The sequence below is a fragment of the Desulforamulus aeronauticus DSM 10349 genome, from assembly GCF_900142375.1.
Lineage (GTDB): Bacteria > Bacillota > Desulfotomaculia > Desulfotomaculales > Desulfotomaculaceae > Desulfotomaculum > Desulfotomaculum aeronauticum.
This window is the reverse complement of the sequence record NZ_FRAR01000011.1, coordinates 12,782-34,307: the sequence shown is the minus strand read 5'-3', so window position 1 is coordinate 34,307 and position 21,526 is coordinate 12,782. Positions and strand designations below refer to the sequence as shown.

18 protein-coding genes and 1 tRNA gene are annotated in these 21,526 nt (G+C 40.7%); 2 read left to right on the top strand and 17 right to left on the bottom strand.

What is annotated here, in order from left to right; translation table 11 throughout:
- Nucleotide 1 precedes the first annotated feature (1 nt).
- The 5 genes from BUA78_RS19885 to BUA78_RS07190 form a co-directional block, all read right to left on the bottom strand.
- Nucleotides 2-106: a DUF2188 domain-containing protein gene (locus tag BUA78_RS19885; RefSeq protein WP_139257285.1), complete on the bottom strand. Its 105-nt coding sequence runs from the start codon at nt 104-106 to the stop codon at nt 2-4.
- 125 nt (nt 107-231) lie between these two features.
- On the bottom strand, nt 232-543 hold the full coding sequence (locus tag BUA78_RS07200; RefSeq protein WP_072912554.1) for an HNH endonuclease signature motif containing protein: 312 nt from the start codon (nt 541-543) through the stop codon (nt 232-234).
- 575 nt (nt 544-1,118) lie between these two features.
- A complete protein-coding gene (locus BUA78_RS20175; RefSeq protein ID WP_175548986.1) occupies nt 1,119-1,280 on the bottom strand; it encodes a hypothetical protein in 162 nt (53 codons plus the stop codon).
- Between the two features lie 165 nt (nt 1,281-1,445).
- Nucleotides 1,446-2,081, bottom strand: coding sequence for a DedA family protein (locus tag BUA78_RS07195; RefSeq protein ID WP_072912548.1), 636 nt, complete (start codon nt 2,079-2,081; stop codon nt 1,446-1,448).
- A gap of 111 nt (nt 2,082-2,192) precedes the next feature.
- Complete coding sequence (locus tag BUA78_RS07190) at nt 2,193-4,424, bottom strand: hypothetical protein (protein WP_072912540.1); 2,232 nt, start codon at nt 4,422-4,424, stop codon at nt 2,193-2,195.
- A gap of 172 nt (nt 4,425-4,596) precedes the next feature.
- Between BUA78_RS07190 and BUA78_RS07185 the strand changes: the two genes are divergently transcribed.
- Nucleotides 4,597-6,159 (top strand): L-lactate permease, encoded by a 1,563-nt coding sequence (locus tag BUA78_RS07185; RefSeq protein WP_072912537.1) that lies wholly within the window; start codon nt 4,597-4,599, stop codon nt 6,157-6,159.
- A 215-nt stretch (nt 6,160-6,374) separates the two neighbouring features.
- Here the strand turns inward: BUA78_RS07185 and BUA78_RS07180 are convergent, their stop codons facing one another.
- Together BUA78_RS07180 and BUA78_RS07175 are read right to left on the bottom strand one after the other, a co-directional pair.
- Entirely contained in the window at nt 6,375-6,716 is a 342-nt protein-coding gene (locus tag BUA78_RS07180) for a hypothetical protein (RefSeq protein ID WP_238456754.1), read from the bottom strand.
- Nucleotides 6,717-6,974: 258 nt separating this feature from the next.
- Nucleotides 6,975-8,537 (bottom strand): methyl-accepting chemotaxis protein, encoded by a 1,563-nt coding sequence (locus BUA78_RS07175; protein WP_072912534.1) that lies wholly within the window; start codon nt 8,535-8,537, stop codon nt 6,975-6,977.
- Nucleotides 8,538-9,096: 559 nt separating this feature from the next.
- Between BUA78_RS07175 and def the strand changes: the two genes are divergently transcribed.
- Nucleotides 9,097-9,561 carry a peptide deformylase gene (gene def / locus BUA78_RS07170; protein WP_072912532.1) on the top strand — a complete coding sequence of 155 codons (465 nt, stop codon included), beginning with the start codon at nt 9,097-9,099 and terminating at the stop codon, nt 9,559-9,561.
- A gap of 51 nt (nt 9,562-9,612) precedes the next feature.
- Here def and BUA78_RS07165 read toward each other — a convergent pair whose 3' ends face one another.
- The 10 genes from BUA78_RS07165 to tadA all read right to left on the bottom strand — a co-directional run bounded on the left by BUA78_RS07165 (nt 9,613) and on the right by tadA (nt 21,413).
- Nucleotides 9,613-11,298, bottom strand: coding sequence for an AMP-binding protein (locus tag BUA78_RS07165; RefSeq protein WP_084082340.1), 1,686 nt, complete (start codon nt 11,296-11,298; stop codon nt 9,613-9,615).
- A gap of 14 nt (nt 11,299-11,312) precedes the next feature.
- The gene (locus BUA78_RS21175) at nt 11,313-11,867 is read right to left on the bottom strand and encodes a helix-turn-helix domain-containing protein (protein WP_072912529.1); all 555 of its coding nucleotides are present in this window, start codon (nt 11,865-11,867) and stop codon (nt 11,313-11,315) included.
- Nucleotides 11,868-11,935: 68 nt separating this feature from the next.
- Nucleotides 11,936-14,467 (bottom strand): AMP-binding protein, encoded by a 2,532-nt coding sequence (locus tag BUA78_RS07155; RefSeq protein WP_072912526.1) that lies wholly within the window; start codon nt 14,465-14,467, stop codon nt 11,936-11,938.
- A 243-nt stretch (nt 14,468-14,710) separates the two neighbouring features.
- Complete coding sequence (locus tag BUA78_RS19685; protein WP_084082339.1) at nt 14,711-16,003, bottom strand: DUF4397 domain-containing protein; 1,293 nt, start codon at nt 16,001-16,003, stop codon at nt 14,711-14,713.
- Between the two features lie 358 nt (nt 16,004-16,361).
- Complete coding sequence (locus BUA78_RS20960; RefSeq protein WP_072912524.1) at nt 16,362-16,913, bottom strand: TfoX/Sxy family protein; 552 nt, start codon at nt 16,911-16,913, stop codon at nt 16,362-16,364.
- A gap of 10 nt (nt 16,914-16,923) precedes the next feature.
- Nucleotides 16,924-18,108: a stalk domain-containing protein gene (locus tag BUA78_RS07135; protein ID WP_072912521.1), complete on the bottom strand. Its 1,185-nt coding sequence runs from the start codon at nt 18,106-18,108 to the stop codon at nt 16,924-16,926.
- 497 nt (nt 18,109-18,605) lie between these two features.
- Nucleotides 18,606-19,499 (bottom strand): intracellular short-chain-length polyhydroxyalkanoate depolymerase, encoded by an 894-nt coding sequence (gene phaZ, locus BUA78_RS07130; RefSeq protein WP_072912518.1) that lies wholly within the window; start codon nt 19,497-19,499, stop codon nt 18,606-18,608.
- Nucleotides 19,500-19,663: 164 nt separating this feature from the next.
- Nucleotides 19,664-20,362 (bottom strand): polysaccharide deacetylase family protein, encoded by a 699-nt coding sequence (locus BUA78_RS07125; protein ID WP_072912515.1) that lies wholly within the window; start codon nt 20,360-20,362, stop codon nt 19,664-19,666.
- Nucleotides 20,363-20,857: 495 nt separating this feature from the next.
- Nucleotides 20,858-20,951, bottom strand: a tRNA-Ser gene (locus BUA78_RS07120).
- Nucleotides 20,952-20,954: 3 nt separating this feature from the next.
- Entirely contained in the window at nt 20,955-21,413 is a 459-nt protein-coding gene (tadA, locus tag BUA78_RS07115) for a tRNA adenosine(34) deaminase TadA (RefSeq protein ID WP_238456753.1), read from the bottom strand.
- Between the last annotated feature and the right edge of the window lie 113 nt (nt 21,414-21,526).

Genomic DNA, 21,526 nt, shown 5'->3' with positions numbered 1-21,526 from the left:
GTCAATAGCCCTTTTTATCTATCACTACAAATGGTCGCCCGTTACTCTCATCTTTAACCAACCAACCACCTTCGGGATAAGGCCTTACATGTCGATTCAGATACATTTAATTACCTCCCGTCGGGATGATCTAAGGGAGGCCAACGGAGTCCGCCTCCCTTGCATTGGATTGTTTTCGATCAAAGCAACATCATTGTAAGCAGCCTAATAAAGATCTCGTACATCTATTATCTAACCAGTTATAGAACATATCCAATTAGGCCAATCATCACTCTTGCCTCGATTGTTGCGCCAGTGCAGTGGCTGGAGGTTATTGGGTTCATCCGTTCCACCTTTAGCCAGCGGCTTATCATGGTCAATTTCCCAACCAAAATCAGAGTTGATGTTGCCGTAATCGGCAAATCTAATCCAAGCACCACACCGGTCTTTCCTTAATTCGCTGGGATTATAACCAGGAACAACAGCTGCCTTATTCCACACATACAAGATCGTCCGAGGATCAAAGGGCACATTTAGTAGCGTAAGATTCCATTGGCGTGCCATACCTTCTCCTTTCCGAGACAAAGCGCATCCAACAGCAAAAACACATATCCTCTTGTATTTAATAATAGTTTACGATATTATGTTAATTGCATAAAACAACAAGCTGATTTTCAGCGACAAGTCCGGGAATAGCCAGTTCCCGGCCTTGTTTTTGTCTCTATAATATTTATTTTAACCCCCTCTAGAAAGAGGAAAAAACCAATATTTACACCTAAAGGGAATTATACCATAAAAGCAACTCTTGTCAAAAGGTTTTTTCTGTGTTAATCATTAACATGATCACTTTGATCTGTTTTTCTTCCTACCACCTTCATCATTCAAGAACAGTAAACTATTTTATTGTTTCTCAGGGGAATCCCCAGCTGCAGATTGTCTATTATAATACATCAAACAATTGATTTTGTTTGTATACACACAAACTTGCCTACTAATCTCTATTATTACTTTTTAGACTCGTTTTTTATGATTTTCGTTTAGTTGTGTAAGCAGATTTGCAATATCCTTCATCTCCTGGGATGAGATTTTGAAAGCAAAGCGAACACTGATAAGTATTGAAATTAGAATTGATATTACATTTAAAAGAACAATCCTAAAACCTCCATACCAGATCCCCAGACTTTATCAATCTCCTTTGGCTTATTACTGGCCTTGGACATATTAAAAAATATTATTAAGGAGGCAATTAACATCACAAATGCTATGGCAAAGAAAATCTTATACAGATTATTATTGCTCATCTCTAGCCCCTTCCCCAAAGCAGAACTATTTTAGAATTATTCTTCTTATGTCCTGAGTCCTCCTTTTGTAAGATTCCCCTATTAAAAAACTAAGCAACAAATGTGCCAAACCTATGTAATAAAAAAAGTCCCTGCTGGGACTTTACATAGTAAACGAATTAACTCTTATTTTCTGGCCTCTTTTGGCTGTTTATTTTGTGTTACATTTTTATATATGAAATAGCAAACAAATATAATTACCAAAATAACAATAGCATAACTTACTGGACGAATATATTGTTCAACTGTATGCCAATGTTCTCCAAGTTTTAAGCCTAGGTATGTTAGTCCCATGTTCCAAGGAATGCATCCTAAAAAGCTGAGGATAAAAAATGTCCAAAAGTTCATCCGGGCTATCCCTGCCGGTAGAGATATGAAGGTTCTAACAACAGGTAGATTCCGTCCCAGGAAAACAGCCCATCCTCCAAAACGTTCAAACCATTTATCAGCATGTTCCAAATGTTTGGTATTAATCAGGAAATACTTGCCATATTTGATTAAAAAAGTTCGCCCCCCGCTTGCCCCTACCCAGTAGGTCAAAACAGATCCTACCACGTTACCCAAAACCCCGGCCCAAACTACATACCAATATTCAAATTTTCCTATTCCCACTAGAAAACCGCCAAAAAGCATAATAACTTCACTAGGCAACGGGATGCAGGCACTCTCTATAGCCATCCCAATGAAGATGCCCCAGTATTTAAGTGTTTCAATTAGTGAGATTGCTGCATCAGCAAGTAGATTGATTACTTCATTTAACATTTATTTACCTCTTTTAAATAAACTTAGTAGATAAAACTCTATTGGGTGGGTAATTCCCCGTTCACTCCAGATAATTTTAAAAGAAACAGTCTTTTGCAGGGAATTTTTAAATTAGTGTTGATTTTTGTACGGCACCATATTTAGAAGTAACAGGGTAGAAACTGGATAGATAACTGCTGTGGCAGCAGCAATTATACCTGCATCATTTGTGAATAAAGCCACTGCAGCCCCAAATAATGCTGCATAACAACCGTTTAGGGTATTCGGAGTCTTGTTTCTGATGTGCTCGAGAAAATTTAAGCGAAATTTAAACATCAGCAGCATTAGAAAGATCGACGTTACCAACATCCCACTCCAATAGGAGTAACGCATCAAACGGAAATCCATCTGTAACTTCCTAATTATGATATCAAGTAAGCTGCCGATACCACTTGTTTGCATTTCTAAAACTGCCCTGCCAATATGCGTTCTGGGTCCACTTAACAAGTCTGCCAGGGAAATGAATAGCATTACAAGTACTACAGAAGCCGCAACCATTAACAGTTGTCTTTTCCCAGTCTTATAGCCCAGTGATAGCCAAAGAAGTGTTACAAAGGCTGCGGTAACGGAAATAGACGCACCACCTTTAGAACCTAATCCCGGATATACCATGATAAAAAGCACACCCACCATGAAGGCTATCACAAACAAAAGTCTTCCCTTAAAGCGCTTCATATCCATGAAGGCGGCAACCCCGACCGTCGTTGCTCCGATTACAGCACCCATTAGTTCATTACCTATACCGTAAAAACGAGCCCCATACTGAGGATCATACCCTAGCGGAGAGTTTAGGATCATCGTAGCACCCATAAATAAATCAGTAAACAGGATTGCGATAAAGGCTAAACAGATAGCCGTAATGGAAAATATGATACTTATCCTTTTTGAAAGAAGATAGATAATTGTTGTAAGGCCAACCGTAATTAAAATTATTGCCACGAAGGATTGAAGAAGCGTTAGTGCACCTAAACTCGCTATAATTAATAACCCAAATGGCAGAGTTAAAATAGCCAGGTAATTATAGAGTAATGACCGTTTTAGAACCTTTGAGTAGTCATGGTTAAACAATCGTAAAATAAACATTACTAATGAACAAGCAAGTACAGCTAAAATATAAAAGGCCACCGTACTAAGAATGGGGACTCGACGAAGCGTGTTCTCCACTAGCATATCCTGGAGATCACTTAGGTATTGTAACGAATTTGACGACTTTGCAGTTACCGTTAAATTCTGACCAATCATTCCTTCGGCGGATTTTACTCCAAGGAAATGTAAAATAGTTACCCCAATGTCAGTATTCGTAACAATGCCAGGTCGATGCGTTGTCCCGGACGTAAGCAGGTCGCCGCCTATACCGGGACCAGCTAGAACCAGGGGAGTTAAGGTATTTCCCTGCCCTTTACTTGATTCAGAAGGAGTAGGGGTCACGACCATTAGGTAATCCCTTTTCAAATCAACGATCTTTAAAAGTTCCCCTAAAAATCCATCTGCTCTATGTAAGGCTTGTTCTAGTTCCTCTTTTGACATGTCGCTATTTAATACAGGTGCGTAGGCTGCAACCCTCGTTGTGTCACCATAATCGATTACTAAAACGTTACTTTTCTTGTAATATTCATTAAATGACGCCAACAGCTTTTCTTGATCCGTGCGTACTCCAAAAGGTGCCTTTTTATCCGCAATCAACATGTTATTGGAGACATCACCATAGTCCACCAATCCCTTGCTATCCATTAGCATAGCTACCGATTGGCGGTTATACACATACCGAGAGAAATTTGGTTCCTCCTGGGGCAGATCAGAATTACCAATAACCGTTGTTTTTAAACCTGCCTTATGTAACGCGTCTCCAAGTGCACCGATATTAACCTGATAATGTTTATCTTCGTTTAAATTTTTTATTTGGGCAACCGATAGATTTACTATCTGGTACTGTGAAATATCATGAAGCGGATTACGTCGCTCATAAATATTTATAATAGCCTGCCCATTAATTTTTTCATGGGTATTAAAGGATTGGGAGGCTCCCGGACTCCCCAAAGCACGGCTGCTTGCTCCGATGGTAGTAAAAGTATTATCCGGTATAGCTCCCCCACCTGTGGTGGTATTCATAAGCGCCACCGAACTTGTTTGCAAAAGGGATTTAAAATTTGTGAGTTCCGGCTGGTTAAGATCCTTAAAGTGTATTTGATCTATCACTAGAATAACAAAGTGATTATTGTCCTGAGGTTGTGCATAGACGATTTTAGTAAACATCGTCATGACTAACAATAAGGAAAATAAAAAACGCACTATATTTTTCTGCATATCCATTCTCCATCTCTGAGCTCTGTTATTTATCTCTACAATTTTAACAAAAAAGGAAATGCTTGTCGAACCAATTAAATTTAATATTGCTTATTTTCATCCATAAAGTATAATAAATAGTTAATTAGTTATTTATAAATAAACTATTGTAGAATGGAAGGATGGTAGTAGAATGGGATTGTCTGTCTTTTTAACCTTGTTGCCAATTATGGCTATTGTTTATTTAATGGTCCGAAAACAATTGGCAGCAGATCTAAGCGGTATTGTAGGTTGGGTATTAACCGTTATCATTACCTTGCTATTCTTTAATACCTCCCTAGGAATCAGCCTCACCTCAAGTCTTGCCGGGATTATTTCGTCTTTTCCTGTTTCCTTGATGGTGCTCACCTCTATCTTACAAATCACTTTTATGCAAACCACAGGCGCACTCCAAAGAATTGTTGTTTTTATTAAAACACTTGCCCCAACCGATAAGGCTGTCCAAATTATGTTACTGAATGTAGGGGCGGGAACCCTTCTTGTTTCTATAGGTGCTACTCCTGTATCAATTTTACCCCCAATCATGATAGCTTTGGGCTATTCTACCTTTGTCGCAGTTGCCTTACCCGCTATTGGCTTTGATGCATTATGTACCTTTGCCTTACTCGGTGCACCTCTGGTCGTTTTTGCAGATTTAACGGGGACCCCTTTAGTTGAATCGGCCCAGGTATTTGCAAAATTCCTACCCGTTATATCTACTTTAATAGGTTTTGGTATGCTTTGGATTGTAGGGCGTACCCGCTTAATGATCAAAGGGTTTATCCCGTGTGTCTTAGCGGGGGTCACAAATGGGGGAGTAGCTATTGCCATGAGCCATATACCCATCCTCCAATCCGGAATTGTTTTAACCGGTGTGGTAGCAGGCCTTTGTACTATTTTGGTGATGCTAGCCTATTTAAAATTAACCGGAAAACCTATTATCGACCGTTCCGTATTAACAGAAGAAGATCTTAGCAAAGAGAAGGATATGTCCTTGTTGGTCGCCCTTTCTCCGTGGTTAATTCTTGTTACTATCTTGTTAATACTTAATTTTTACAGCCCTTTATTCACTTTATTGTTCCAGGATCTTGCTATGCCGATCTCCGTAATACCAGGTCAGGTAATAAAAACCAGATTACTTTGGAACGCCTATACTTGGGTATTAATTAGCACCCTACTAGCAGCCCTAATCATTAAACCCTCTGGTAAAGCCCTTAAAGAAACCTGGCATAAGTGGTTAAAAAGGGCACCTAGACCTACCGTTGCGGCAGCAATATTCTTTGCCATCGCCTTTGTACTAAATAATTCCGGCATGCAACAGGTCGGAGATACTTGGCAAGTTACAAATCCTAACTCAAACATGATCGCAGTTTTAGCCCAGGCATCTGCAGCATCCTTTGGCTCTATGTATCCATTTGTCAGTAGTTTTCTAGGCTTGTTCGGTGGCTTTGTTAGCGGTAGTGAAGCTTCCACCATCGCTATGTTTACCAAGTATCACCTATTAACTTCGAAATTACTTAATGTTGACCCCTTGATTGTCATTGCTGCCACAGCGATTGGTGGTGGTTTAGCAAGTGTCATATCACCCGCTAAACTCCAGAATGCCGCCGCTACCATTGATGCTTTGGGGATAGAAAGTGAAGTAATAAAAACAGCCTTTATCATATCAATACTCTTAACAACAGCTTCCGCTATCATGGCTATGTTATTTATATAATAAAAAATAGTGTTAAAAGCAGGCTATAAAAAAGCGGGTTTCGATGCAAAAATGCATTGAAACCCGCTTTGCATACTCTGTCTTTTGTTTCTCGCCTATTTCCTTTTTTCGCTCTGAAAAGCTCCTACAACAGAGGCGATGGATTTACAATAGTTTGGTGCATAGCACTTGTTTATTTTACCGTTGACGAGTACGGCTGGTTCTGCTATTGAAATTTAGATCCCAAAATGAATAATATACCTGCTGTTTTCTTTTGCCTCATTTACCAAAGTAATCAAAGGAATGTATTCCTTTTTACTCTGGGACGCTAAAATCTTTAAAAATGCAGTCATTGATTGAGGTGGTATAAGCGTAATCCCGCAATAGGCAAAACCTTTCCCCGATTTTTGTAGGGTATGCCAGTAGCAATCTACATCTTGCAAATCAATCATAATTGGTTCAATGAAATCATCATCAACCGCAATGCAATTGTATTTTTGCGGTTCATAAGTATCGAACCGTTCTTTAGCCAATGGTTCTTTTTGCATAATCCCAAACTCATGCTTCGCCACTATCATTACACCTCCAAAAATCCGTTTATTTGCGTAGTTATATAATCACTATTTGTTGACCAAAATGTATTTAGTTTTTGCGATTGATATTTTTATCTTTGATTCATTTTAGAATATCCTTTAAGATTGAAAAAGCCTGTTTTTCTGATTTACTAGAAAAACAGGCTTTCATGCATCTACTTGGTCATCTCGTAATACGTAAAATATGGCAGTTACTTTGCTTAAAGAACAACTTTTAAAAAGCAGATCCTACCTAAAAAAAGGTTACGATACTTTAAAACGTTTGGACAAGCTTTCCAGCTCGTCGGCCATCGTTGCCAAATCCTGACTGGTTGAAGAAACTTCTTCTACGGTTGCTGCTTGTTCCTCGGTCGTTGCGGCAACGTTTTGCACACCCGCAGACATCTGTTCTGTGGCGGCTGCAACAGACTGTAGTTCCCCGGATAGGCTTTGAACTGCCGAAATAATGTTTTCAAAGGTTGCTCCTACCTCTGATACCACAACAGTCCCTTCTTTTACCTGAGCCACGCTGTCAGCCATGCTTTGTACCGCTTTATTTGTTTCCTGCTGGATGGATGTAATAAGCTGATGAATTTCTTTTGCGGCGACGGCTGACTGTTCGGCAAGTTTTCTTACCTCTTCAGCAACCACCGCAAAGCCGCGTCCCTGTTCCCCTGCCCTTGCTGCCTCTATCGCAGCGTTCAAAGCAAGCAAATTGGTTTGGTCAGCAATTTTGGTAATTAGTTCTACGATTTGAGAAATTTTTGCGGCAGATTCATTAAGCGTATTAATGATTTCCCCGCTACCGGTGGTAGCGTTTTCAATGGACTGCATCTGTAAACTGATGCGGTCTATTCCTTCTGTACCTGCCTGAGCATAGGTGGTGGCCTGTTCTGAGGTTTCTGCTATGTGCTGTGTATTTACCGTAACCTGTTCAACGATACTGGCTACCTGGTTAATGGTTAAGGCTGTTTCTTGTGCACCAGCGGCGACATTTTGGGAGCTTGCTGAAAGCTGCATTGAGGAAGCAGCAACAAGCTGAGATTTTTCCTGAACCAATGTTACCAAATCCCTTACATTTAGTAACATTTTATTAAAAGCTTGGGCTAACTGGCCAACCTCATCCCTTGTATGAATATCAATCTCCTTACCGCTCAGGTCTCCCTCAGCAATTTTACTTGACTCTATGGCAACTTTTTGCAACGGCAAAGCAATGGAACGAGCCAGGAAAAAGCCAAGTAGCAAGCCAACTAACAAAGCCAAAAGTGTGGCTACCAAGGCAAGCCTCTTGATGGAGATAAATTTCAAGTTGGTATTTTGAACAACATCTTTTAGAAGATTATTTTGTTCTTCTGTAGCAGAGGTAATTGCTTTATTAAAGCCGCTTGTTAAGGGCAATCCTTCCTTCACCGCTACTTCGTTAGCCTCTTTTTCTTTACCAGCTTTAACAAGGGGGACAATTTTATCCGAAAGTACCGCATTATATTTATCCTGATAGTCCTTTAATAACGTAAACGCTTCTTTATTTGAAGGCTGCTTAGCGGTATCAATCATGGTCTGAATTGCGGACACGTTTTCTTCACCGAGGTGCCTAAGCTGTTCAGCATAATTATCCTGTTTGTAATATAAAAACCCTCGTATGGCAGCCGTTTGAGAAATAACATTATATTTTACATCATTTAACTGGTTAGTTTTTTCTACCTCCTGGGGGATGTTGTTCACATCAACCTGTAAGGTCCCCATATTGTAATAAATAACACCTAGGGCAATTGTAAATATTGCCATAACAAAAATAAAGCCACCTAGAATTTTTAAACGTAACGACATGTTCTCTCCACCTCCAAAATCACACTATTCCTTTTTACTTTGCAAAGCCCTAACCTCTGCCATCACCTCGTTTGGCACGCAAAAATTCCCCACAGGATGCCCCGGCAAAAATTTATCAATTTCTTCGCAATTGTTTGTCTTAATCGTAAAGCACTTTTACTACTCACCTATTTTCCTATCTCACACATAGCAATAATAAAATAGTGTGTTAATTCTGATAAAATAGGGTTTGTTTTTTCCTGAATGTGTCATTTCCCTTTATGTTTAAATTTTGTTTTGGTTTCATATAAAATCAGATACAATAACGGTTTTCTGAATATTCAACTTAGAAGATACCTTCGTCTCTTTCTTGTACTCCTTCTAGATCTTCTCTTTTCCGTTACATTATCACTCCCCCTCGAATATAGTAAGTATATCAAGAATTTTGTCGGTGACTTAAATAAAAATGAAAAATATATAAAAATGTAACGTATTGTTAATTATTTATATATCTCCCTGTTGCCCTCCAAAAGACTAAAGTAAAAGAACATCGAGAGTCGACATAAAAGGAGGTATGCCTGTGGCACTAAGAGAGATTAAAACCTTTGATGCTGCTATTCTGCGAAAAATAAGCGAACCCGTAAAACAAGTAGATGACAGCATTAGGCAATTGCTAAGTGATTTGGCAGAAACTATGTATAATACGCCAAATGGGGGAGGGTTAGCTGCCTGCCAGGTGGGAATACTAAAACGTTTAGTAGTCATTGATCTGGGAAAGGGACTTTTAAAACTTGTCAATCCGAAACTTGTTGAAAAAAAGGGGGAACAAGTTGTCATAGAAAGTTGCTTAAGCTTGCCTGGTATTTGGGGTAAGCTTAAAAGACCTTCCAAGGTCGTTGTGCAGGCCTTAAATGAAAATGGGGAAAAAATTACTATTCGGGCAACCGGTGGAATGGCAAAATGTCTGTGTCATGAAATTGACCATTTAGATGGGGTAATTTTTACTGACAAAGTAATTGAATATGTCAAATGGAGGAACAACTAAAAAACCGCTTAAACACACTGTTCAAGCGGTTTTTTGACTGCCAATAAGCAGCTATGGCCTCATGTCTTTTTCCCTGATGGCGACCCGTCGTATTTTTCCGCTGATCGTTTTGGGGAGATCGGGCACAAACTCGATTACCCTGGGATATTTATAGGGAGCGGTTGTTTTCTTCACATGGTTCTGCAATTCCTTAATCAGTTCTTCACCAGGCTCGTAACCTTTGGCCAGTACAATGGTGGCTTTCACGATAAATCCCCTGATGGGATCCGGAATACCCGTCACCGCCGATTCCAAAACAGCGGGGTGCTCGGCCAGTGCCGACTCCACCTCAAAGGGTCCGATCCGGTAGCCGGAAGACTTGATAATATCATCATTTCTGCCTACATACCACAAAAAACCCAGTTCATCACGGTAGGCAGTGTCTCCCGTATGGTACAATCCGTCGTGCCAGGCTCTTTGGGTACTCATTTCATCCCGATAGTAGCCCATGAACAGACCTTTTGTTCTCGTCTCCATATTTTTGGCTTTAAAGCAGATTTCACCGGTAACTCCCGGGTCAACCTCGTTTCCGTTCTCATCCGCAATCACCAGGCCATAACCCGGGGTCGGCAGACCCATGGAACCCGGCCTTGGTTGGACCCACGGGTACAAGGTGGAACAAGAAAGGGTTGTTTCTGTCTGTCCAAAACCTTCAAAAATGCGTAGCCCCGTAGCCCGCTTCCACTGATTATACACCTCGGGGCTTAAGGCTTCTCCCGCCGTGCAACAGTGCTTTAAAGCCGATAAATCATATGTAGGCACATCTTCTCTCAACATAAACCTGTACATGGTCGGCGGCGCACAAAAGGTGGTAATCCGGTATTTCGCCAGTTTTTCCAGGATATCGGCCCCTTTAAAACTATCAAAATCATAGGTAAATACTGCTGACTCAGCAAACCACTGACCATAAAATTTACCCCAGAGAGACTTTAGCCAACCGGTGTCGGAAATGGTGAAATGCAAGCCCTCTGGCTCGGCTCTGTGCCAAAAGACCCCCGTCATGATATGGCCTAAGGGATAGGAATGATCATGGGCAACCATCTTCGGATAACCGGTAGTGCCGGATGAAAAAGCCATAATCATCATGTCGGTAACCTTTGTTGCTTCTGTTCCTGTGGGACGCTGCCAATTGTCCGAGGCAGCTTCAATACCAGCCTCAAAATCCAGCCAGCCTTCCCCCGCTGCCTTACGCCCAGTAACTGCTTTCATCTGGACGGTTGTACATTCCGGAACGGCCTTGTCAAAATCCCGGGTGCAATCTCCATCTCCGGTAATAACCGCCATTTTTATGCCGCCCGCTTGACAGCGATAAACATAATCCTTAGCAGTTAGCAGATGTGTAGCCTGGACGGCTACGGCACCGATTTTGTGAAGTGCCAGCATACAATACCAAAATAAATAGCTTCTCTTCAGTACTAACAGGACAAAGTCGCCTTTTTTTATCCCCAGGGATTTGAAGTAATTGGCCGTTTTATCCGACCAGCGCTTCATGTCTCCGAAGGTGATTTTCTTTTCTTCGCCGTCTTTGCTTACCCATAGCATCGCCAACTGGTTAGGTTTCTCCTCTGCCAATTTGTCGAGCACATCATAGGCGAAATTAAAATCGTCAGGGCAATTGATGGCATAATTTTTGTATAAATCCTCAAGTGTGACAAATTCATCACGATGCCTGCCGATGTACTTCTCATACATGATCATAAGCGGTGCCTCCTTTATTTCATGACAATGGCCAGAAACTTCGCCGGGGCATCGTCATGAGTCTTCATGGCATGAGGAACCGCCGAATCGAAGTAAACGCTGTCACCCTCGCTGAGGGTGTAAACCATATCGCCGATAAAAAAATCCATACATCCCGCAACCATATAGTTAAATTCCTGCCCGTCGTGGGAATGACGCTCTGGTATTGTATCGCCGTTCGGCTCCACGGTAACCATAAAGGGTTCCGCTTTTTTATTGCGAAAGGTAAAAGCGAGATGTTTGTAATCATAGGCCTTTCTGCGGTTAATCTCATAGCCGCCGCCCGCTCTAACCACAGAGCATAACGAAAGCTTGGGTGACTCGCCACTGATAATATCCACGACATCGACCCCTAAAACACCTGCGACGTTATACAAAAAACTAAAAGAAAAATCCTTTTCTCCTGCTTCATAAAGCAAGTATTCCGACGGCGAAACCTCAAGTGTTGCTGCGATTTTTTCAGGCGTAATACCCATAGACTCACGTAGCATGGATAAACGTGCACCGATATCTTTTAATTGCTCTGTCAAAATATTTGCCCCTTTCTAGGTAAGTTGGTTCCCTTAGCAATACATAGTCAATTTCAAACTTCAGCTTTCTATGCGGTAACAATGTTATTATCCGCCTGTAAGCCCAATTTTTCAACAGCATGCTCACGCATTTTATATTTCATAATTTTCCCGGCAGCATTCATCGGAAATTCTGTGACGAAATCAACATAGCGTGGCGTTTTGTGCTTTGCCATGTGTGAACGGATATAGTCCTTCAGTTCATCAGAACTAAGTGTTTCCCCCTCCTTGAGTATCACACAGGCCATAATCTCCTCGCCATACTGTTTGTCGGGCACGCCAATCACTTGGACATCCTTGACTTTGGGATGTGTATAGATAAAATCCTCAATTTCCTTGGGATAAATGTTCTCGCCGCCCCGAATGATCATATCCTTGATACGTCCGGTAATTTTATAGTTTCCATTCTCATCGCGCCTTGCCAAGTCACCGGTATGCAGCCAGCCATTTTTATCAACTGCTGCAGCTGTCGCCTCAGGCATCTTATAGTAGCCTTTCATAATGTTGTAGCCCCGTGCAACAAATTCGCCATCAACATTATCGGGTAAATCCTCACCGGTTTCCGGATCGACAATTTTACATTCAACGCCGGGCAGTTCACGGCCCACTGTATTGACACGTACTTCAATGGGATCGTCCACGCGGCTTTGGGTACAGCCAGGTGATGCCTCGGTCTGGCCAAATACGATGGAAATCTGCGTCATGTTCATCTTATTGACCACATCCTGCATAACCTTTACGGGACAAGGGCTGCCGGCCATAATTCCAGTTCGCATGTAGGAGAAGTCCGTCTGGGGGAAGTCTGCATGCTCCAGCATAGCTATAAACATGGTTGGCACACCATGGAAGCAAGTGATTTTCTCCTGGTTAATACAGGCCAGGGACAGTTTGGGAGAAAAATAAGATAACGGTGAAAGAGTTGCCCCATGCGTCATGGCCGCCGTCATAGCAAGCACCATGCCAAAGCAATGGAACATCGGTACATGAATCATCATCCGGTCAGCGGTTGAAAGATCCATGCAGTCGCCAATATTTTTTCCATTGTTCACCACATTGTAGTGAGTAAGCATAACACCCTTAGGGAAACCGGTGGTTCCCGAGGTGTACTGCATGTTGCAGACATCGTGTTTGTTGGTGGCAAAGCTGCGCCGGTAAACCTCCTCCATGGGCACCCGGTCAGCCAGGGCGATGGCCCCATCCCAGGTTAGGCAGCCTGGTTGCTTTGAATCTACCGTAATAATATTACGCAGGAAAGGCAACCTCTTCATATGCAGTGGTTTTCCTGCCTCGGCGGTTTCCAGTTCAGGGCAAAGTTCCTTAATTATGCTCACATAGTCGGAATCCTTAAAGCCATCTATCATAACCAGGGTATGTGTATCCGACTGGCGGAGCAGGTATTCTGCCTCATAAATCTTGTAGGCGGTATTCACCGTAACAAGAACAGCACCAATCTTGGTGGCCGCCCAGAAGGTAATGAACCACTGGGGGACGTTAGTTGCCCAAATAGCCACATGATCACCCGGCCTGACACCCAAAGCAATCAGCGAACGGGCAAATGTATCGACATCATCACGAAATTCGGCATAGGTCCTGGTATAATCCATGGTGGTATACCGGAAGGCATATTGATCGGGAAATTCATCTGCCATTCGATCAAGGACCTGGGGAAAGGTCAGATCGATTAGTGTCTCCTTCTCCCAAACATATTTCCCGGTCTTGGCCTTATTGTCGAATAGATGACCCTTGACTTTACTCTTTTCCGTATAGCGGCTCATATAGTTGGCGAAATTGGGGAAGACAACACCTGCATCATTAAGATCAGCCGCCCAACGCTTGACCCATTCGAGTGAAATATAGCCATCGTAATTAATTGAACGAAGTGCCATCATCATATTGTCAATCGGTAAATCTCCCTCACCCATCATGCGATAGCTGGGTACGCCATCCTCCATTACGGAATCCTTAATATGTACGTACTTAATATAGGCTCCGAGATTTTGTACCGTCTTTTCGGGCTTCTCCCCGGCAAATCGGTAAGGGTGATGCATGTCCCACAAAGCGGCCACTGCATCACTGGCTAATTGATCAAGTAGTCTGCTTAAACGGGCAGTGTCGGCATAGACACCATTGGTTTCCACCAGTAGTGTCACGCCCTTCTCTTCGGCAATCGGAATTAGGTTTCGCAGTGCAGCAATAACTACTTCATCATCCACTTCACCGCTCTGGTGCGGCTCAAGGTCAGCCAAAATGCGGATAAAGGGTGTGCCAAGCCGGGAGGCCAGCATAATATATTGCAGAATCTCTTGGTGATTTTTTTCAGCATTTTCGGCAAATTTCAGGCAGCAACCGGAAGAGAGGCAAGGGATTTCGAGGCGCAGCTCAGAAAGCTTTTTTATGGTATGCGGCAGCTGGGATTCGGTGAAAGGCTGGGCCTGTACCGCAAATATTTCGTTACCCAGTCCGCGAATTTCGATGCCGTTAAAGCCAAGATCCTTGGCCATTGAATAGATCTCGTTCCAGCTGAAGTTAGGGCAACCGAGGGTTGAAAATGCAAGTTTCATAATAATTTCCTCCTACACGTTGTCTTTAATCAGAGCAAAAACGCCTCCGTCTTTCAGCATTTTTGCTAGTGACGAAGGCGTTAAACTTCCGTACTGCTACTCCATCCGATAGATGGCTCCTATAACTTTGTTCAAAAATGAATTTACTGTCTATATTTGTGATTGTTTTCAGAATAATGTATCTCTTATAATTATAACACACTGTTTATTTTTTGGATATGCTATCAAATTATCCAGTCCTTGTCAATTAAGATTTTGAACAACCTCTATTTTTACTGGCGAAAATGTGACTCCATCCCATTGCAAAGTTGTTTTTACATAGCCCAGGGTTTCTGCATTAAACCTACCGATAATCCTCTGAATAGCTAGCAGATTATGATTGCTGTCATTATCAACTACCGGTTCTATATTTCCTAATGCAAGTACGCTGCCCTGTACCGGCATTATTAATTTTCCGCTTGAATTGTATAGATCAGAAAATTCTTCCTTCCTATTGCTTACATCAATGATAAATGGTTTATCTTTATTTACCGGAGTTACTTCCACTTTGTAGTTATCCTTAAATACCACATTGAATTGACTCTTTTTATTAAATTCCTCATAATCAAACCGTTTGACCAAACGATCGTCTGCTACTGAATAAACATAGGCAAATAAATAACCTCCACTGCCCCCGGATTCAATCCGCACTAAAATATCGGAAATTTTATCCCCCGTGAAATCGCCTAAAAGCACATTGGCATTATAACCTTCGTTTGAGGCAGGAGTTGCACATATCGTATTATTGGTTTTTCCATCTTCCACGCATACTCTAATATCCTGCGTAAAAGGGCTCTCCGGATCAGGCTTATTACCAATCAGATAAACTTTGTCAATAATTCCATCTCCGTTGACATCTGCTTCTGCGGAATCAAGTATAATTTGCCCTGACTCACTGTTAGCTACCTGCAGATAGGAACTACCGTCCAAGGGAGTAAGCAGCTGCAGAGGGGGATTGCCGTTATTTCGTCCAATCAAATAAGCAGAATAAACCTTCCCCGCTGATAATTTTTGATTTGGCACAGTTAATATCACTTCACCCTCAACCCTAACTTGTAAAGTATGATTGTTAGGATTAAGTGTCAGATAGTCCGTTGCTTCTTTAAAAGAAACATTGCTAAATAGAACGGTTCCATCCGGGAGTGTAAGATCTACATTGGATAAATCAGGCGCAAGGTGAACGAACTTAAGATTGACTTTGTTTACGTCCAAGGAGGCAGGTTGGTCAGAAATGGGAAGCAATCTAATATTAGCTAGGTTGTCAACTAGTGCAATCGTTTGAATGGAGTTAGGCGGGATATTTTGGCTACTTTCTAAAATCTGCTCGCCTGGAGACTCTGAATGAACTACTTTTATGTTGTGAGTGCCACTAGAGACAGGCAGGTATTCTGTAAAGTTTCGGTAGCTTAAGCCCTTGGCTATAATGGTATTATCTGCGTAAAGATCAACGGGAGGAGCGTCTGGAGAGGCATGCAGTACCCTAATATAGGAAGGCATGAGATATCCTCACCCTTTCAATATTTTTGATACATAATATGGCATTACTGGTTAAAATGGCACTGCTTTTCAATCCTCCCGGTTTTGATGATTTACAATCTCTCTATTTTTTCTTTTCTTTTCAATCAACGTATCGTGGTATAAGGACACAATATTCTTCTCATTTCCATCCCTATAACAATTCCATAGGCTCGAACCTTAAAAAATAGGGGCTGTCGCAGTAAGACAGCCCTTTCCTGAACACCTGCTACAAGCCATTTGGTAAGCTTGCTTGACTTACTTTTTTACTTCGATAAGATAAAATAAAACTATATAATTGTTACTTTGAACGCCAGCAAAGGAATTTGTTAAAATACCCTTATTTCCCCCCAAACCACTCATTTTCAATTACCCTTGCCACTTTTGTACCGCATTGCTTACACTCACCACAGAGAACAATACCAAATTTATCATCGTTTATAGAGTAGTTGACAATGGTTGTTACGCCGCAAGTCCGGCAAAATACATTTGACAGAAGCAGCTTCTGGTCTTGTTTGTTGATTCTATCCCATTTTTTCAGAGCGGCTAGATCGCCCACTTGCACCGACTTATCAGCCTTTTTCTTTTTGGGTTTTGGTATAGGGATCACAGGCAAAAGTGCCTCAATAACCGCTGTGGTCAAGTCGCGGTCTTCAATATCCAAGGCATAATGCTCCTTAGCACCGTTGTAGGGATAGCCTCTATCCGCATTAGCCATAAGTTCATCAAGACAGGGCAGAATTTTTACAAATACAGTGTTATCGCAGACCAGGAGAAGCGGCTTATCATCAATATACACCATATACTCGCCGAACATCTTCTTATAGCGCACTGCACCTGTGCCACTGACCTGGCCGCAGACGAACTCTACAAAATCAACTGACGTTGCCATAAATCGCTCACTACTCCCTTTCTTGTTCGGAAATTATATTTTCCTCATAATTCACATAGAAATTACCAATTTCAAAATATGCGGGACCTCGAGATCCTGCCATAATTGAATTGATTGTCACTTTATATAAACCTTCTCCAGAAGGTAAATTAATTTCATAAGCGAATCTGCCATCAATTATCGGTACTTTTTCCTGCACTAACGCTGCCTTATCATCATTTTTCTCAACAAATAAGACTATTTCCGGGGGATAATAAGCATTAACATCATTAATCGAACCGGCTAATAAAAACTTGGCTTGATTGGTCTGATTATAACCCTTCTGTGGATGAATTAGTTGGAAGGGGTGCTCTATGCACAGCTCCTTTGCTGCAAAATTTAACCGCATTTCAACTGACTGATAAAAAATTATTCTATGCCCAAGGTATAAGGAGAAATTTAAAAGGCTACTTTCCCCTTTTAATTTCAGAGTGGTATCCATTTCATATTTATGGTTTTTCCCTGCTCCAGGCTCTACCAGGCTAAGTGAACTGACCATCGAAACAATCGGCGCGGTCGAACCAGTTAGTTCTAACCTGGGTGTTTCCAAATTACCGGGATCATATAAAATCCCTTTTAGCTGGATTACATCGCCATCAATATATGTCGGAAAACCGATTTCCCTGCACACATACTCTCTATAAGTGACATCCCAGGTGCGGGCCGAGTTGTCCCAGAAAGATATCAGCCCCAAAAGGTCCCTTATATCTATGGAGTAGACATATAAAATCTTGTTTTGCAGCATCGGTTTGGCAGTTAATTCGATCTCTTTCACTTTCTCATTGTCCCAATATAGTTCAACAAAGCTACTCCCGGGCTTGATTTTGAAACTATACCTCTCTTTACTAACAATATATTGTCCTTCTTGGGGATTGAAGTTTAGTGTAAAGCCAAATTTGTTAACAAAAAATTGTAATGACAGCATCGGCTTCCCGTTAACCCCAAAGCCAATATATTGTTCATCGTGATACATACGGTTACCAATAAACTTAACCCTTGCGGATTCATCAGATTTATTTTCCACCACATAAGCATAGGGGCTTTTTTCAGACAGAGATTGTTCAGATTCATTGGGCATCATAGCCAGAGCCGTTTGACCCATGGGGAAAATCATGACAAAAAGTGTAACCAACAATATGCTACAAACTCTTCTCATTAGCAGCCACCACTTTCTACTATAGATAGAACTATTGTACTGGGATGGATTACCCGAGATTGTTGAAATGAGAACAGTTTATCATACAAAATCAATAATTTGGGCTAGGTCCTGCCACCTCGGTAATACCATCTTGCCGAGAAATTTTATCCATTATATCATTAATTTAAACAATAGTAACATACAGCTAATTCTCTTTAGCCATATCTTATCAATCCTCTGTGTCGCCGTACCGAGGGGCACGCTACGCAATAAAAGACATGGCACCAGCCAATAAACCTATGGCTAGTACCATGTCCTTCTATTTATCAAAAGCTATTTCAGAATTACCAAATACCGCCCTAGCCGTTCTTCTAAATACGCCGCAAGCATTTCCACCATCGGCGCAGCAGTTTTGTCCTTATAATGGCTGTCAAAGCAGGCGTGATGAGAGGTTCGCTCCCCATATTATGCGAAAAATACTTTCTGCATCGTAGACTTATATTAATTGACAATATCTATATGATAAAATCAATCATTTTTTGCATCAGTATATCAGGGCAGTCTACTAAAGGAGAGTGCCCACTATCTTTTAATATAACCAACTCTGCTTTATCTCCTAAAACTTTTACAGTTTCTCGCACTGTTTCTCCTGATACAATCATGTCCTTCTCGCCCCAAAAACTCAATACGGGAACTTTTATTTTATTTATTAGATTATTACCTTCCGTATAACCATTATGTTTATTTGAAAGATTAAATACAGATAAAGCCCAATAAATATCTACTAAATTTCTCTGTTTTAAGGTTGCGTTTATAAACAGTTTATTATCTTCCGGTAAAGGCTTATGATTTGTATAAATCGCCATGTCCCATAATGTACTCATATCATTAAAATTATTATTCTCAATTGCTTTAAGACAAGGAGCAACTTCCGGATCTTTAGCCATTTCCAATCTGTCTTTATAAATTTGACCTATTAACACGTTTCCTTGTTCATCTTTTTTAAATAAAGGGCATCCCATGTAACCTACAGAATCGATTAATACGATTTTTTCTACAATATCTGGGTAATTGGCACTAAACTGTAAGCACACACTTCCACCTGCAGACCAGCCTACCAATGTAAAATTCGTTATTTCTAGTTTATTTATAAACGTATACAAGTCATCTGAAATATCTTTTATATTGTCTACCCTATTAATATAGGTACTATCGCCAAAACCTCTCAAATCAATTATGTATACTTTAAAATTCGGTGAAAACCTTTTTATAAGTGGTAAAAAGTGAACACCTGAACACATATTGCCATGTACTAGAAGAATATTTTTATTTCCTTCTCCAGTCTCTCTATATGCCAGCAACTCACCATTCTCCAATTTCACCTTTTTCACTTTTAATTCTGTTATCATACTATAAGCCTCTCTCTAATATTTCCCTTACTTTATTCTTGCTACATAATATTTAACTAATACACAGCATATAAAATTTTAGTCTGTGTGTTATTTGCCCACCTATACCCCAAACCTTAACCACTCGCCTATGAAAAATGGCGGGTTTTATTATAATCGTTTTTTTATAAATCTTGAAGTTCATTAACAGTTACAAACTTATATCCTTCGTTTGATAGTGTTTGTAAAACTTCTTCGATTGCCTGAAGTTCTTGACCAGTGTCATCATACATTGGGTGCATTAAAATAATTGAACCTGGCTTAATGTTATTTTTAACATAACTCACTTTTTCAGATATAGTAGTAAAATAACTATCTGGTTCAATATTCCAAGTTATAGTATCTCTATTATGTTTTTTTAGGTAATATGGCAAACCTACAAGTTTTTTTCCGTTTGGTGGGCGAAAATCAATTTCTCCTTGATATCCTGCCTTTCGAATTAATTGGTCTGTTTTTTCAATTTCTTCTTTAATATAGGAAGGTGTTTTGAAAACCATTCTATTATGGGAATAAGTGTGATTTCCAATTTGATGTCCTGCTTCTATAATTTTTTTTGCTCCATCTGGGTACTTCTCTATTTCTTCACCAATTAAAAAAAAGGTAGCCTTCGCATTGTATTTACCTAATAGTGATATAAGTTGATTAACATTCTTAGTTGGACCATCATCAAAAGTTAAAGCAACCACCTTTTGATTTATGTTCACCTGTGAAGTTAAACCTCCAAATAATTGGTAGGTTCTAGAATTCATTAATTTATATGTGCCAAGTAATAGAAGAAAAATTAACAGTATCCCTAACCCAGTAAACATTAATTTCTTTTTCATAATTGTGGCCCTTCTTTCAATAAGTAATTTTAAGCCGATTTAAAATCAACTTAAAATCTCCTCTGTGATAATTAATCATAACATAACTAAAAGTTAGAAATCTCTCAGGGATATTTTCATTATCAGGAAAAGAATGCTACAACATTCTTTTACTTTTGTTTTAGCAAGTCCCTTTACCTCTCCCAACTTCCCCTCCATTTAGGGTGGACTAGGTTTTGTTCATAGAATTTGATTGTATGAACAGACAAACCTTCACTTCATTGTTACGATGAAAATCATTATAAATTTTTTGATAAGTTATTTCCTTTTCTTTGGTCTTCATAAACCTAACCGTTCCCAATCTCGACACCTCCAAAAAATTTTCTTTTGAAGGCATTTGCAAGGTACTCGATTTTTTGAAAGTTGAGGGGCTCGATTATATTTAAAAAAATCCCTCGAAAAAACCAGTAAAATCAATGCCCTTACTTGTCAGGCATTGATTTTACTGGTTTTATTTGGCGGAGAGTTAGGGATTCGAACCCTAGAGACCGCTCATCACAGTCTACTCGATTTCGAGTCGAGCGCCTTCGACCAGCTCGGCCAACTCTCCTTATTATTTATTTCGTAATTCTTTAAAAAACTGCCGGATAATCTCTTTACACTCATCCTCCAGGATACCAGCGATTACTTCTACCCGATGGTTAAACCTAGACTGGTGAACAATATCCAAAATGGTATCGATGGAACCGGATTTGGCGTTAGGTGCACCATAGACTAACCTATTTACCCGAAACTGAACAATTGCCCCGGCACACATGGCACAGGGTTCCACTGTCACATAGAGGGTGGCCTGGTTTAGCCGCCAGTCACCGAGGTTCTTAGCTGCTTCGCGCAGAGCCAATATCTCGGCATGAGCGGAAGCATCGCAGAGGCTTTCCCTAAGATCGTGGCCACGGCCAAGAATTTGGCCCTCCACCACCACCACACAGCCAATGGGTACTTCCCCTTTTTCATAAGCCTTACGGGCTTCGATCAACGCTTCCCGCATGTAAGAAGCATGGGACAATGGCATAACCCCTTACGATATAATGCACCAGCCATAAGCAAAGGTTATTATAACACAAGTCAGATTAATTCTCAACAACTGTTGCATAGTTTAACATTGCCAGGATGTCTCATGTATAC

Excerpts from the sequence above, each read along its gene's own strand:
- BUA78_RS07165 (WP_084082340.1), bottom strand. The coding sequence starts at position 11,298 with ATGATCATGTATGAGAAGTACATCGGCAGGCATCGTGATGAATTTGTC.
- BUA78_RS07195 (WP_072912548.1), bottom strand. The coding sequence starts at position 2,081 with ATGTTAAATGAAGTAATCAATCTACTTGCTGATGCAGCAATCTCACTA.
- BUA78_RS07190 (WP_072912540.1), bottom strand. The coding sequence starts at position 4,424 with ATGCAGAAAAATATAGTGCGTTTTTTATTTTCCTTATTGTTAGTCATG.
- BUA78_RS07180 (WP_238456754.1), bottom strand. The coding sequence starts at position 6,716 with ATGATAGTGGCGAAGCATGAGTTTGGGATTATGCAAAAAGAACCATTG.
- BUA78_RS20960 (WP_072912524.1), bottom strand. The coding sequence starts at position 16,913 with ATGGCAACGTCAGTTGATTTTGTAGAGTTCGTCTGCGGCCAGGTCAGT.
- BUA78_RS07135 (WP_072912521.1), bottom strand. The coding sequence starts at position 18,108 with ATGAGAAGAGTTTGTAGCATATTGTTGGTTACACTTTTTGTCATGATT.
- BUA78_RS07200 (WP_072912554.1), bottom strand. The coding sequence starts at position 543 with ATGGCACGCCAATGGAATCTTACGCTACTAAATGTGCCCTTTGATCCT.
- BUA78_RS19685 (WP_084082339.1), bottom strand. The coding sequence starts at position 16,003 with ATGCCTTCCTATATTAGGGTACTGCATGCCTCTCCAGACGCTCCTCCC.
- BUA78_RS07185 (WP_072912537.1), top strand. The coding sequence starts at position 4,597 with ATGGGATTGTCTGTCTTTTTAACCTTGTTGCCAATTATGGCTATTGTT.
- BUA78_RS07175 (WP_072912534.1), bottom strand. The coding sequence starts at position 8,537 with ATGTCGTTACGTTTAAAAATTCTAGGTGGCTTTATTTTTGTTATGGCA.
- BUA78_RS07155 (WP_072912526.1), bottom strand. The coding sequence starts at position 14,467 with ATGAAACTTGCATTTTCAACCCTCGGTTGCCCTAACTTCAGCTGGAAC.
- tadA (WP_238456753.1), bottom strand. The coding sequence starts at position 21,413 with ATGCCATTGTCCCATGCTTCTTACATGCGGGAAGCGTTGATCGAAGCC.
- BUA78_RS19885 (WP_139257285.1), bottom strand. The coding sequence starts at position 106 with ATGTATCTGAATCGACATGTAAGGCCTTATCCCGAAGGTGGTTGGTTG.
- phaZ (WP_072912518.1), bottom strand. The coding sequence starts at position 19,499 with ATGATAACAGAATTAAAAGTGAAAAAGGTGAAATTGGAGAATGGTGAG.
- BUA78_RS20175 (WP_175548986.1), bottom strand. The coding sequence starts at position 1,280 with ATGAGCAATAATAATCTGTATAAGATTTTCTTTGCCATAGCATTTGTG.
- BUA78_RS07125 (WP_072912515.1), bottom strand. The coding sequence starts at position 20,362 with ATGAAAAAGAAATTAATGTTTACTGGGTTAGGGATACTGTTAATTTTT.